Origin of the sequence: Aeromonas sp. Lyrl_2 (assembly GCF_051948815.1) — a bacterium.
Lineage (GTDB): Bacteria > Pseudomonadota > Gammaproteobacteria > Enterobacterales > Aeromonadaceae > Aeromonas > Aeromonas veronii.
Genome location: NZ_JAYJLJ010000005.1, coordinates 93,218 through 106,113 on the forward strand (window position 1 = coordinate 93,218; position 12,896 = coordinate 106,113).

Here is a 12,896-nt window from a genome sequence, read left to right on the forward strand (position 1 = left end):
AGCCCTTGTTGTTATTGCTTCATTGTCTGCCGCGCTCAAGCGGCCTTTTTACGGGTCACAAACAGACTCAGCCCCATGGATGCCAGCAGGATCAACGCGACTACGCCCAGTGCTATGCCGGTCGGGATCTTGAAGATATCCAGCAGCAGCATCTTGACCCCGATAAACATCAGGATCAGCGCCAGACCGTATTTGAGCAGGGCGAAGCGATCAGCCACACCGGCCAGCAGGAAGTACATGGCACGCAGACCCATGATGGCGAAGATGTTGGAGGTCAGCACGATGAAGGGATCCGTGGTCACCGCGAAGATGGCCGGGATACTGTCCACCGCAAAGATAAGATCGCTCACCTCCACCAGCACCAGGATCAGCAGCAGCGGGGTGGCATAGCGCACACCGTCACGCCAGACGAAGAACTTCTCCCCTTCCAGGGTCTCGGTCACCTTGAAGCGACGGCGCATCCAGCCCAGCAACGGGTTGTTGGCGAGATCAGGCTCCTTGTCGGCCGCCCACAGCATCTTGGCACCGGTCAGCAGCAGGAAAGCGCCAAACAGATAGAGGATCCAGTGGAACTGCTCGATGAGCCAGCTGCCCGCGAACACCATACCGGCACGCATCACGATGGCACCCAGCACCCCGTAGAGCAGCACCCGGCGCTGCAGCTCGGCCGGAATGGCAAAGTAGCCGAACAGCATCAGCCAGACGAAGACGTTGTCCACTGCCAGCGCTTTCTCGATGAGGTAGCCGGTGAGGAACTCCAGCCCCTTCTGATTGGCGATTTCACGGCCCGCGCTGTGATCCAGCCAGAGCCAGATAGCCAGGTTGAAGAGCAGAGCAACACTGATCCAGATGAGAGACCAGACACCCGCCTCTTTGAGGGACACCTTGTGTGACTTGCCGCCACCGACAAAGCGTATATCTATCCATAACAGGACCAGCACTATGCTGAAGAAACCGGTCCACATCCACCATTCACCCATGTTCACTTCTCCCAAAAACGACAAAACCCACGACCGAGAGGCGTGGGTTTGCGTTTGGAGCAGATACACCTTGCCTCTCGGCAAGGTCTCACTTACAGCTGATTTGCATCGACTGCCCGGCTGCCGGGTGCACTGCAGGAAATGGGTGCACCGTAATGACGACAAACCGGCGAGAAGTTACTCCCCTTGTTGCGCGGATAGTAGCAGCGGTAAAAGATAACGCCAAGAGGCATCTTCACTACCGTCAAAAATAAATCGGGGCCCCATCAAGGAGCCCCGCAAACAGGTTCAACACATCCCCATCAGAGCGGGTCGACCTTGAGGCAGGAGACGGCGTGATCGAAGTTCCCCTCCAGCACTGGGCGGGTCTTGGCACACTCGGGGCCAGCCACCGGGCAGCGGGTGCGGAACACGCAGCCTGACGGCGGATTCATCGGCGATGGCAAGTCCCCCTCCAGGATCTGGATCACCTTGTTGCGCTCCAGCTCAGGATCCGGGATTGGCACCGCAGACATCAGCGCCTTGGTGTAAGGGTGCAGCGGATTGGCAAAGATCTCCTTGCGGGTCCCCAGCTCGACGGCGTTGCCCAGATACATCACCAGCACCCGATCGGAGATATGTTTGACCACCGACAGATCGTGGGCGATGAAGATGAGCGACAGCCCCATCTCCTTTTGCAGGGATTTGAGCAGGTTGACCACCTGCGCCTGAATGGAGACGTCAAGCGCCGACACCGGCTCGTCGCAGATGATCATCTTGGGCTCGAGGATCAGCGCCCGGGCAATCCCGATCCGCTGGCACTGGCCACCGGAGAACTCGTGCGGATAGCGGTTGACCAGGTTGGGCAAGAGCCCCACCTTGCTCATCATGGCGCGCACCTTCTCCTTCACCTCTTCCCGTGGCAGGTTGGGATAGAAGGTGATGAGCGGCTCGGCGATGATGTCGCCGATGGTCATGCGCGGGTTCAGGGAGGCCAGCGGGTCCTGGAAGATCATCTGGATCTCTTTGCGCTTCTCGCGCAGGGCATTCTGATCGAGCTTGGTGAGATCGTCACCCAGCCACACCACCTTGCCATCGGTGGCCGGTACCAGACCGATGATGGCGCGGGCAAAGGTCGATTTGCCGCAGCCAGACTCCCCCACCACGCCGAGGGTTTCACCCTCATAGAGACGCAAGGTCACGCCATCGACCGCCTTGAGGTCAGACGGTTTGGCCCAGGGCCACGCCTTGCCACTCTTGATACTGAAGTGGACCTTGAGGTCAGACACTTCCAACAGTAATTTTTTGTCGGCACCCATTTAGTTGGCCCCCTTGTTCATGGCATCCGAAACCCAGTGCCAGTGGCAAAACCGCTCCCGACCGTCGTTGAACGGCTTCAGAGGTATGGATGATTGCTGGCCGCAGTTAACAGCATTCATACGCTTACCTCCTTGGCGTTGATGGCATCAGATATCCAGTGGCAAGCACGCTCCCGACCGTCGTTGAAGGGGGTCAGGATCGGTGACTGTTGGCCGCAAATTTCGCTCACACGGTGGCAACGCTCCTGGAAGGGGCAGCCGGTGGGCAGACGCAGCAGGTTGGGCGGATTGCCCGGGATGGTGGGCAGCACTTCCCCTTCGGTATCGAGGCGGGGAATGGCGCGCAGCAGGCCTTCGGTGTAGGGGTGGCTCGGGCGATAGAAGATATCGTCTACCTTGCCGTACTCCATGGTACGACCGGCATACATCACCAGCACCTTGTTGCAGATACCAGCGACCACGCCAAGGTCGTGGGTGATCATGATGATGGCGGTGTTGAACTCGCGCTTGAGCTCGTTCATCAGAGTCATGATCTGGGCCTGTACGGTCACGTCGAGCGCGGTGGTCGGCTCGTCGGCGATCAGCAGTTGCGGCCGGCAGAGCAGTGCCATGGCGATCATCACCCGCTGACGCATGCCGCCGGAGAACTCGTGGGGATACATGCCCATCCGCTTGCGTGCTTCGGGAATTTTGACCGCATCGAGCATCCGTACCGACTCTTCGAACGCTTCCGCCTTGCTGACGCCCTTATGCAACATCAGCACTTCCATCAGCTGATCCTGCACCTTCATGTAGGGGTTGAGCGAGGTCATGGGGTCCTGGAAGATCATGGCGATCTTCTCGGAGCGGATCTTGTTGAGCTTGGACTCCGGCAGGTTGAGGATCTCTTCGCCCTGAAACTTGGCGGAACCGGTAATAATGCCGTTTTTGGCCAGCAGCCCCATGATGGCAAAGGCCGTCTGGGATTTGCCGGAGCCGGACTCGCCGACGATCCCCAGGGTTTCACCCGCAGAGAGAGAAAAGTTGAGGTCGTTGACCGCCACTACATTGCCGTCCGGGGTCTTGAACTCGACCCGCAGATCTTTCACATCCAGTAACTTCATATAAAAACTCCTTATCGATCTTTCGTGATGCTTTCCTGTCGATCCGATGCTCGATTAACGATCTTTCGGATCGAGGGCGTCACGCAGACCATCCCCGAGGAAGTTGAAGCAAAACAGGGTCACCACCATAAAGCAGGCGGGGAACAGCAGTTGCCAGATGGCCACTTCCATCGACTTGGAGCCTTCATCCAGCAGGGCACCCCAGCTGGTCATCGGTTCCTGAACACCAAGGCCCAGGAAACTCAGGAAGGATTCAAACATGATCATGCCCGGCACCAGCAAGGTGGCGTAGACGGCCACGATACCGAGTACGTTCGGTACGATGTGACGGGTGATGATCTTCCACTTGGAGACGCCACAGACGTGGGCAGCCTCGATAAACTCCTTGCTCTTGAGGCTGAGAGTCTGGCCGCGCACGATCCGCGCCATATCGAGCCAGCTCACCGCCCCGATGGCGATAAAGATGAGTGCCAGATTGCGGCCAAAGAAGGTGACCAGCATGATGACAAAGAACATGAAGGGGAAAGCGTTGAGGATCTCCAGTACCCGCATCATCAGGCTGTCGACCCGCCCGCCGATAAAACCGGAGGCAGCGCCATACAGAGTACCGATGATGACCGCCACCATGGCGCCCATGATGCCGACCATCAGGGAGATACGGCCACCCAGCAGGGTGCGCACGAACAGATCGCGCCCCAGACTGTCGGTACCGAAGTAGTGACCCGCTTCCATATCCGGCGGCGACTGCATGGCGCCCCAGTCCGGATCGTCAAAGGTGTATTGGGACAAATGGGGGCCAAAGATGACCGCCAGACCGATGATGGTCAAAATGATCAGGCTGGTCAGGGCCGCCTTGTTGCGCAGGAAACGGCGACGGGCATCCTTCCACAGGGAGCGTCCTTCCACCACTTCCACTTTTTGCGCGAACGCCTCGACGGCATCGCGTTTTTCAGTTGAAACAACCATGATGAACTCCCGAATTAGTAACGGATCTTGGGATCGATAAAGGCGTAGAGAATATCGACCACGGCGTTAAAGGTGATGGTGAGGGCGCCGACCAGAATGGTCAGACCGAGCACCATGGAGTAATCACGGTTAAGGGCACCGTTGACGAACAGCTGACCGATCCCCGGCAGGCCGAAGATGGTCTCAATCACCACCGAACCTGTGATGATGCCGACAAAGGCCGGGCCCAGATAGGAGACCACTGGCAGCATGGCCGGACGCAGCGCGTGTTTCAGGATGATGTGGCGCAGCGGCAAGCCCTTGGCACGGGCGGTACGGATGAAGTTGGAGTTCATGGTCTCGATCATGCTGCCCCGCATGATCCGCGAGATGGCAGAGATGTAGTACATCATCATGCCGAACACCGGCAGCACCATAAACTGGATGCCACCCCCCTGCCATCCACCGGCAGGGAACCAACCCAAATGAATACTGAAAAACAGCACCAGCAAGGGCGCCAGCACAAAGCCCGGGATCACCACCCCGGCCATGGCCGACGACATCAGCAAATAGTCGATGATGGTGTTCTGTTTCAGTGCCGCTATGGTGCCGAAGGTGACCCCCAGCAGCACGGCGAAGAAGAAGGCCGTGGTCCCGATCTTGGCGGAAACAGGCAGCGCCTGGCTCACCAGATCATTGACGGTGAAATCCTTGTATTTAAAAGAGGGGCCCAAATCACCCTGCACCAGGTTGCCCAGGTAGGTGAGATATTGCATGCCAATGGGTTTGTCGAGCCCGTATTTGGCCTCGATGTTGGCGATGACTTCGGGGGGCAGTGAACGCTCGCTGGTAAAGGGGTTACCGGGGGCGAAACGCATCATGAAGAAAGAGACGGTGATCAAGACCAGCAGAGTCGGGATCGCTTCCAATAGCCGTTTAAAAATGAATTTCAACATAGACATTTCCTGTCCTGTACTGCTTCCAAATGGTCGCGGTTGTAATAAAGGCCCGCCGTCTGGCGGGCCCTGCTTGTTATGCGACTTGTTGCTTTAAATCAGTGAGCAATGATGTACATATCTTTGCTGTAGAGGTTATCCAGCGGGTTGGCCGGGTAGCCGCCTACATAGGGTTTGACCATACGGGCAGTCACGTACTGGTAGATGGGGGCGATCGGCATGTCTTTGGCCAGGATCTCTTCAGCCTGGACGTAGAGCTTGTTACGGGCAGCCACATCGACCTGATCACGGGATGAATCCATCAGCTTGTCGAACTCCGGATTGGAGTACTTGCCGTCGTTGTTACCGTGGGTGGTCTGCATCAGATCCAGCATGGAGGAGGCTTCGTTGTAGTCGGCGATCCAGCCGGCACGACCTACGTCAAACTGACCCTGTTTCTTGGTCTCCAGGTAAGTTTTCCACTCCTGGTTGACCAGGCTCACCTGCACGCCCAGCTTCTTCCACATGGAGGCCACGGCCACAGCCACTTTCTTGTGGTTGTCGTCGGTGTTGTAGAGCAGCTCGAACTTCAGCGGTTTGCTGGCATCGAAACCGGCCTCTTGCAGCAGCGCCTTGGCCTTGGCATCACGCTCGGCCTGGGTCATCTTCGACCACTCGGGCGCTACCGGCTTGAAGCCATCGACGAAGTCCGGCACCAGGGTGTAACCCGGCGTCTGACCCTGACCCATCACCTTGTCGGCGATCACGTTGCGATCGATGGCATAGGAGAGCGCAGTACGGACACGCACATCGTCAAACGGCTTCTTCTTGACGTTGTACTGGTAGTAGTAAGTACCAACATAACCGGTCACTTTCAGCTCGTCCGGCTTCTCTTTCTTCATCTGCTTGAAGCGCTCGATGGGCATCTGATAGGTGATATCCACTTCGCCCGCCAGATAGCGGCTCAGGTCGGCGTTGGTAGACTGGATGGGCAGATAGACCACCTTGTTGATGACGGTCTTGCCATCGTTCCAGTAGTGCTTGTTGCGCTCCACTTCGACGCGCTCGTTCACCACCCAGTTCTTCAGGGTATAGGCACCGTTGGATACCATATTTTCCGGCTGGGTCCACTTGTCACCGAACTTCTCGATCACCTTCTTCGGTACCGGATAGGTGGTGGTGTGGGAGAGCATGCTGACGAAGTAAGGGATCGCTTTCTCGAGCTGCACTTCGAAGGTGTAGTCGTCGGTCGCCTTCACGCCAAGCGTATCAGCCGGCTTTTTACCTGCGATGATCTCGGAGGCATTGGCAATGGTCGGGATCTCCAGATACCAGGAGTAAGGAGAGGCGGTTTTCGGATCAACGGCACGCTGGAAAGCAAAAACGAAATCGTGAGCAGTGACCGGGTCACCGTTGGACCACTTGGCATCTTTGCGCAGGTGGAAGACGTAGTGCTTGTTATCCTTGGTTTCCCAGGATTCAGCCACAGCCGGGAGAATTTCCCCTTTCGGGCCGGAAGCAACGAGACCCTCGAACAGGTCGCGCAGGATATTGGATTCGACCGTTCCTTCGGTCTTGTGCGGGTCAAGGGTCGCAGGCTCGGAGCCGTTGCCCTTTACCAGTTGCTGGACTTCAGCCAGCTTGGTTCCCGCCGGGACATCGGCAGCCTGAGCCACATTGACGCCACCAAACAGTGCAGCCATCAGCAATGTGTTAATCATTGTTTTTTTATGAGTCATTTCCCTACTCCAACAAGAACATTCCATGCGTTTTTTAAAGTGACGGGGTTAAAACCCGCTCCCAGCATAATTCCCTGCCAATTCCGATAATGCAACAGATATTGTCAGGGTAATCGTCATTTTCTGGTCAAAAAATCAGCCGCCATGCGCTTTTTCAGTATTAAAACACCAGCAAAGCGCTCATTTTTCACACAAACGACCGATTCTAGAAAAGACCGGGCAAAAAGCAACCAATAAAAAGCCGGTCACGAGGACCGGCTTTCATAAAGCGGAGCTGGCTCACATCAGGCTGGGGAAAACCCCCTTGATGCCGGCCACCATGATCTCGATACCCAGCGACATCATGATAAGACCCATGATACGGGTCACCACGTTGATGCCGGTGTTGCCCATGATCTTGAACAGCAGCGGCGCGGCGCGAAAGATGAGCCAGGAGCAGAAGGAGAAGACCACGACAACCACTGACATGCCGAGCAGCTGCTGCCAGTGGCTCTGGCTGGCATAGACAATCACCGAGGAGATAGCACCGGGGCCCGCCATCAGCGGCAGCGCCAACGGCACCACGGCGATAGACTCGCGCACCGCCAGTTCACCCTTCTCCTGTTTGTTGTGCTTCACCTCGCCCAGCTTGCCCTGCAGCATCGACCAGGCAATCAGGGTAATCAGCGACCCACCGGCGATCCGGAACGACGCCAGCGAGATGCCAAACCCATCGAGGATCAGTTGCCCCATATACATGGAGACCAGCAGGATCACCATCACCGCGATATTGGCGGTGGTATTGGTTTTCATCCGCTCGGCCTGGGTATGGTGGCTGGTCAGGCTGACAAACACCGGCAACAAACCAAGCGGGTTGATAATTGCGAACAAACCGACAAAAAACTTCAGATACAACGAGACGTCAATTGCTGCCATAGGCGCCTTCCAATAGAGTTTCGGGCCCAGCGGGCCAGTCCATTAATTTCGTGCGTAAATTTACATCATAGCCAGAGCGGGCACCAATCAAATAATCTCACCATTTTGAGGGTTTTTTAGTTAGTTCATCTAATGCATCCGCGCTAACTGGCATAAACCGATGCAAAAAGCCCTTTCTACCGCCCGACACGCGCCAGAAAAGTGAGCGCAAGCCTGCTTAATCATGACCAGAGAGCCCGACGATGACTGACCGAATGACCAAGCGACTCGAGAGAATCCAGGCTTTGCCTTCCCACTATTTCAGGCCAGACATCACTTCATTGACTCGGCAAGAGAGCCACAATGCAAAAACCGGGAAAGGGGACAGAAATGGCCCCCTCGGGGAATAAAGCGGATTAGTCATGGATTAAAACAACAATCATTTTTGCAACAAACGCTGGAATAAAGTGCGTTTGTCGGTGATTTTGAAACCAATTCACTCATATTTGCTAACCTATACCGCCAAAATAGCTCTATAATACTATGGCTGAGTGCAATTAACCACTTGATAAATGTGGTTTATTACTCTGCATTAACAAATCTCTCACCTTTCCCTTTGGTGCACATTCCGATAACATCAGTCAAACAAGGATTGTGAAATAAAATTTCTTTTGTTCTTTTGTTACACATGATCCAGATCAAGTTTTTCTGAGTCAGCCCCGCTCTATAATCGACTCAGAAAGCGATTTAGTAAGGCATGTGAAAAAGCTGTTGCAACGATACCGTCTTGACAGGGCGACTATAATTGCCGGGCATTGCCAACGTCTTACTAAACAGTTTTCAAATAATCAGGAGATAAACATGGCAGTAACCAATTTGGCTGAACTGGATGCACTGGTCGCCCGCGTTAAGGAAGCCCAGCGTGAATTCGCCAGCTTCTCTCAAGAGCAGGTAGACAAGATCTTCCGTGCCGCCGCCCTGGCCGCCAACAACGCCCGTATCCCCCTGGCCCAGATGGCCGTGGAAGAATCCGGTATGGGTATCATCGAAGACAAGGTTATCAAGAACCACTTCGCCTCCGAATACATCTACAACAAGTACAAAGACGAGAAGACCTGCGGCATTCTGAGCGAAGATGATCAGATGGGTACCATCACCATCGCCGAGCCGGTAGGTATCATCTGTGGTATCGTTCCGACCACCAACCCGACCTCCACTGCGATCTTCAAATCCATGATCGCGCTCAAGACCCGCAACGCAATCATCTTCTCCCCGCACCCCCGCGCCAAGAACTCCACCAATACCGCTGCCAAGCTGGTACTGGATGCAGCTGTTGCCGCTGGTGCGCCGAAAGACATCATCGGCTGGATCGACCAACCGTCTGTTGAGCTCTCCAACGCCCTGATGAAGCACGAAGACATCAACCTGATCCTGGCCACCGGTGGCCCGGGCATGGTGAAAGCAGCCTACTCCTCCGGTAAGCCTGCTATCGGTGTGGGTGCCGGTAACGTGCCTATCGTTATCGACGAAACTGCCGACGTGAAGCGTGCGGTTGCCTCCATCCTGATGTCCAAGACTTTCGATAACGGCGTGGTCTGTGCTTCCGAGCAGGCGGTCATCGTTGTTGATGCCATCTACGACCAAGTTAAAGAGCGCTTTGCATCCCACAAGGGCCACGTGCTCTCCAAAGAAGATGCTGACAAGGTACGTAAAGTCATCCTGATCAACGGTGCCCTGAACGCCAACATCGTTGGCCAGCCAGCCACCAAGATTGCCGAGATGGCAGGCGTGACTGTGCCGGCTGATACCAAGATACTGATCGGTGAAGGCGTCAAGCTGTGTGCAGAAGATGAGTTTGCTCACGAGAAATTGTCCCCGCTGCTCGGTATGTTCCGTGCAAGCAGCTTCGAAAACGCCGTTGATATGGCCTGTGACATGGTCAACATCGGTGGTATCGGCCACACCTCAGGTCTGTACACCGACCAGGACCGCAACGCTGACCGCATCAAGTACTTCGGCGACAAGATGAAGACCGCGCGTATCCTGATCAACACTCCGTCTACCCAAGGCGGTATCGGTGACCTGTATAACTTCGCAATGGCACCGTCCCTGACCCTGGGTTGCGGCTCCTGGAGCGGTAACTCCATCTCCGAAAACGTGGGTCCGAAGCACCTGATCAACAAGAAGACAGTCGCAAAACGGGCAGAAAACATGCTGTGGCACAAACTTCCGAAATCCATCTACTTCCGTCGTGGTTCCCTGCCGATCGCTCTGAGCGACCTGGAAGGTAAAAAGCGTGCCATGGTCGTAACTGACCGCTTCCTGTTCAACAACGGCTACGCCGATGAACTGGTCAGCCTGCTGAAAGCACAGAATATGGAAGTGGAAGTGTTCTACGAAGTAGAAGCTGACCCGACCCTGGCAGTGGTTCGCAAGGGTGCCGAGATGGCCAACTCCTTCAAACCGGACGTTATCCTGGCGCTGGGCGGTGGTTCACCGATGGATGCTGCCAAGATCATGTGGGTGATGTACGAGCACCCGAACACTGCGTTCGAAGATCTGGCCATGCGCTTCATGGACATCCGCAAGCGTATCTACAAGTTCCCGAAAATGGGCGTGAAGGCCGAACTGGTCTGTATCACCACCACTTCCGGTACCGGCTCTGAAGTCACTCCGTTTGCAGTAGTAACCGATGAAGTGTCTGGTCAGAAGTATCCGCTGGCTGACTACGAGCTGACCCCGAACATGGCCATCGTTGATGCCAACCTGGTCATGGGCATGCCGAAGTCCCTGTGTGCCTTCGGTGGTATCGATGCCGTGACTCACGCCATGGAAGCCTATGTTTCCGTACTGGCTAACGAGTACTCCGACGGTCAGGCGCTGCAAGCCCTGAAAATGCTGAAAGAGTACCTGCCGTCCAGCTACCAGAACGGTGCCAACGACCCGATCGCTCGTGAGAAGGTGCACAATGCTGCCACCATCGCCGGTATCGCGTTCGCCAACGCCTTCCTGGGTGTGTGCCACTCCATGGCTCACAAACTGGGTGCCGAGTTCCACATTCCGCACGGTCTGGCTAACGCCCTGCTGATCAGCAACGTCATCCGCTACAACGCGAACGACAACCCGACCAAGCAGACTGCGTTCTCCCAGTACGACCGTCCGCAGGCTCGTCGTCGTTACGCCGAAGTCGCTGACCACCTGGGTCTGACTGCTGCCGGTGACCGCACCGCCGCCAAGATCGAGAAGCTGCTGACCTGGCTGGACGAGCTGAAGGCTACCTTGGGTATCCCGGCCTCTATCCGCGAAGCTGGCGTGACTGAAGCTGACTTCCTTGCCAAGGTTGACCAGCTGGCTATCGAAGCTTTCGATGACCAGTGCACCGGCGCTAACCCGCGCTACCCGCTGATCAGCGAGCTGAAGCAGGTTCTGCTGGACTCCTACTACGGTCGTCCGTTCACCGAAGCCGCTCCGGTAACTGCTGCCCAGGTTGAAGCCAAGGTTGAAGGCAAGAAGAAATCCAAGGCCTGATAACCAGTCCTGAGATAACAAGCCCGCGCACTGCGCGGGCTTTTTTTATCTGCCACTTATCACAGAGCTCCTCTCTCCAGCCGATTGCGGTAGTGCAGCCCCTAACTTCCCAACCAACCAACCAACCAACCAACCAACCAACCAACCAACCAACCAACCAACCAACCAACCAACCAACCAACCAACCAACTAACCAACCAACCAACCAACCAACCAACCAACCAACCAACCAACCAACTCGCCCCAGCCAATCCGTTATCGATATCCCAACCTGTGACTCTGTATTGATGGGCCACCTGTGATAACAAGAGCACGCTCCATCACCTCCTCTCCCCTACCCGCAACGCAACGCAACGCAACGCAACGCAATTACCCTGACGGGCAGATGTGAGCAGTCAACGCCATCTAAAGAGCTAAAGGTGTGATAAACAGGATAAGCGGAGCCTCGCTAACGCAATGCAGCAGAACTGCCGACTAGCGTACGTGCAGGGCCAACCGACTGGCAGAGACAGAGCAATGATAATTCGCAGAGAAAGCGGGAAAGATTGTCAGTGAAGAGAGTTGTTGCACCGGTTGCTCAACCGACACATCAGCAGTTGCCACGATGCAAAGATAAAAAATGGCAGCCATCAGGCTGCCATCGGGAGAGCACAATTCAGCGATCAGAGGGTCGCAGCGACTTCATCGGAGATGGAGCCGTTGTGGTAAACCTCTTGCACGTCGTCCAGATCTTCCAGCATGTCGATCAGACGCATCAGCTTGGGGGCAGTTTCTGCATCCAGCTCCGCTTCGGTGGAGGGGATCATGGTCACTTCGGCGCTCTGGGCCTTGAAGCCGGCAGCTTCCAGACCGTCCAGCACGGTACCGAAGTCGTTCGGGGTGGTGTACACCTCGATGGTGCCATCCTCTTCGGTGACCACGTCATCGGCGCCCGCTTCCAGCGCAGCATCCATCAGGGCATCTTCGTCCACACCCACGAAGGTCAGCAGACCTTTCTTGCTGAACAGATAGGCAACGGAGCCGTCGGTGCCCAGGTTGCCACCGCACTTGCTGAAGGCGTGACGCACTTCGGCTACGGTACGGTTACGGTTGTCGGTCAGGCACTCTACCATCACGGCAGAGCCAGCCGGGCCGTAACCTTCGTACACGATGGTCTCGAGCTGTTCGCCATCGCCACCACCGGCGCCACGCTGAATGGCACGGTTGATGGTGTCGCGGGTCATGTTGTTGGTCAGGGCGGCAGTCACCGCAGCACGCAGACGCGGGTTGTTGGCCGGATCGGCATCACCCAGACGCGCGGAGGTAGTGATTTCGCGGATCAGCTTGGTGAAGATCTTGCCACGCTTGGCGTCCTGAGCGGCCTTGCGGTGTTTGATGTTGGCCCATTTACTGTGACCTGCCATAGAGACTCTCCGTTATTTTTTAAATGTCAGTAACACTGATCATGACTAACCCAAGGGAAACACAGAGGCCG

The 12,896-nt window shown here is 56.0% G+C and carries 10 protein-coding genes; 1 reads left to right on the top strand and 9 read right to left on the bottom strand.

Going from position 1 to position 12,896, the window contains the following annotated elements; genetic code table 11:
* Window positions 1-35: 35 nt before the first annotated feature.
* From VF684_RS05970 to VF684_RS06005, 8 genes are all read right to left on the bottom strand, one after another.
* Window positions 36-980, bottom strand: a complete 945-nt coding sequence (locus VF684_RS05970; protein WP_005353134.1) for a TerC family protein — start codon at window positions 978-980, stop codon at window positions 36-38.
* A 302-nt stretch (window positions 981-1,282) separates the two neighbouring features.
* Window positions 1,283-2,278, bottom strand: coding sequence for a murein tripeptide/oligopeptide ABC transporter ATP binding protein OppF (gene oppF, locus VF684_RS05975; protein ID WP_005337666.1), 996 nt, complete (start codon window positions 2,276-2,278; stop codon window positions 1,283-1,285).
* Complete coding sequence (locus tag VF684_RS05980; protein ID WP_139439872.1) at window positions 2,279-2,398, bottom strand: oligopeptide transporter ATP-binding component; 120 nt, start codon at window positions 2,396-2,398, stop codon at window positions 2,279-2,281.
* Window positions 2,395-3,381 (bottom strand): ABC transporter ATP-binding protein, encoded by a 987-nt coding sequence (locus VF684_RS05985; RefSeq protein ID WP_042056506.1) that lies wholly within the window; start codon window positions 3,379-3,381, stop codon window positions 2,395-2,397. Before VF684_RS05985 ends, VF684_RS05980 begins: the two co-directional genes overlap by 4 nt.
* 54 nt (window positions 3,382-3,435) lie before the next feature.
* Entirely contained in the window at window positions 3,436-4,347 is a 912-nt protein-coding gene (oppC, locus tag VF684_RS05990; RefSeq protein WP_005337670.1) for an oligopeptide ABC transporter permease OppC, read from the bottom strand.
* A 14-nt stretch (window positions 4,348-4,361) separates the two neighbouring features.
* On the bottom strand, window positions 4,362-5,282 hold the full coding sequence (oppB, locus tag VF684_RS05995) for an oligopeptide ABC transporter permease OppB (protein WP_005337672.1): 921 nt from the start codon (window positions 5,280-5,282) through the stop codon (window positions 4,362-4,364).
* A 98-nt stretch (window positions 5,283-5,380) separates the two neighbouring features.
* Entirely contained in the window at window positions 5,381-7,000 is a 1,620-nt protein-coding gene (locus VF684_RS06000) for an ABC transporter substrate-binding protein (RefSeq protein WP_026035101.1), read from the bottom strand.
* Between the two features lie 279 nt (window positions 7,001-7,279).
* The gene (locus tag VF684_RS06005) at window positions 7,280-7,915 is read right to left on the bottom strand and encodes a YchE family NAAT transporter (protein WP_005337678.1); all 636 of its coding nucleotides are present in this window, start codon (window positions 7,913-7,915) and stop codon (window positions 7,280-7,282) included.
* Between the two features lie 840 nt (window positions 7,916-8,755).
* On the opposite strand from VF684_RS06005, the gene adhE reads away from it, so the two are divergent.
* The gene (adhE, locus tag VF684_RS06010; RefSeq protein WP_376898611.1) at window positions 8,756-11,422 is read left to right on the top strand and encodes a bifunctional acetaldehyde-CoA/alcohol dehydrogenase; all 2,667 of its coding nucleotides are present in this window, start codon (window positions 8,756-8,758) and stop codon (window positions 11,420-11,422) included.
* A 662-nt stretch (window positions 11,423-12,084) separates the two neighbouring features.
* On the opposite strand, the gene VF684_RS06015 is transcribed toward adhE, so the two are convergent.
* Complete coding sequence (locus VF684_RS06015) at window positions 12,085-12,825, bottom strand: YebC/PmpR family DNA-binding transcriptional regulator (protein ID WP_005337681.1); 741 nt, start codon at window positions 12,823-12,825, stop codon at window positions 12,085-12,087.
* Window positions 12,826-12,896: the final 71 nt, after the last annotated feature.

Coding starts and splice junctions, on each gene's coding strand:
- VF684_RS05970 (WP_005353134.1), bottom strand. CDS start 980: ATGGGTGAATGGTGGATGTGGACCGGTTTCTTCAGCATAGTGCTGGTC.
- oppF (WP_005337666.1), bottom strand. CDS start 2,278: ATGGGTGCCGACAAAAAATTACTGTTGGAAGTGTCTGACCTCAAGGTC.
- VF684_RS05980 (WP_139439872.1), bottom strand. CDS start 2,398: ATGAATGCTGTTAACTGCGGCCAGCAATCATCCATACCTCTGAAGCCG.
- VF684_RS05985 (WP_042056506.1), bottom strand. CDS start 3,381: ATGAAGTTACTGGATGTGAAAGATCTGCGGGTCGAGTTCAAGACCCCG.
- oppC (WP_005337670.1), bottom strand. CDS start 4,347: ATGGTTGTTTCAACTGAAAAACGCGATGCCGTCGAGGCGTTCGCGCAA.
- oppB (WP_005337672.1), bottom strand. CDS start 5,282: ATGTTGAAATTCATTTTTAAACGGCTATTGGAAGCGATCCCGACTCTG.
- VF684_RS06000 (WP_026035101.1), bottom strand. CDS start 7,000: ATGACTCATAAAAAAACAATGATTAACACATTGCTGATGGCTGCACTG.
- VF684_RS06005 (WP_005337678.1), bottom strand. CDS start 7,915: ATGGCAGCAATTGACGTCTCGTTGTATCTGAAGTTTTTTGTCGGTTTG.
- adhE (WP_376898611.1), top strand. CDS start 8,756: ATGGCAGTAACCAATTTGGCTGAACTGGATGCACTGGTCGCCCGCGTT.
- VF684_RS06015 (WP_005337681.1), bottom strand. CDS start 12,825: ATGGCAGGTCACAGTAAATGGGCCAACATCAAACACCGCAAGGCCGCT.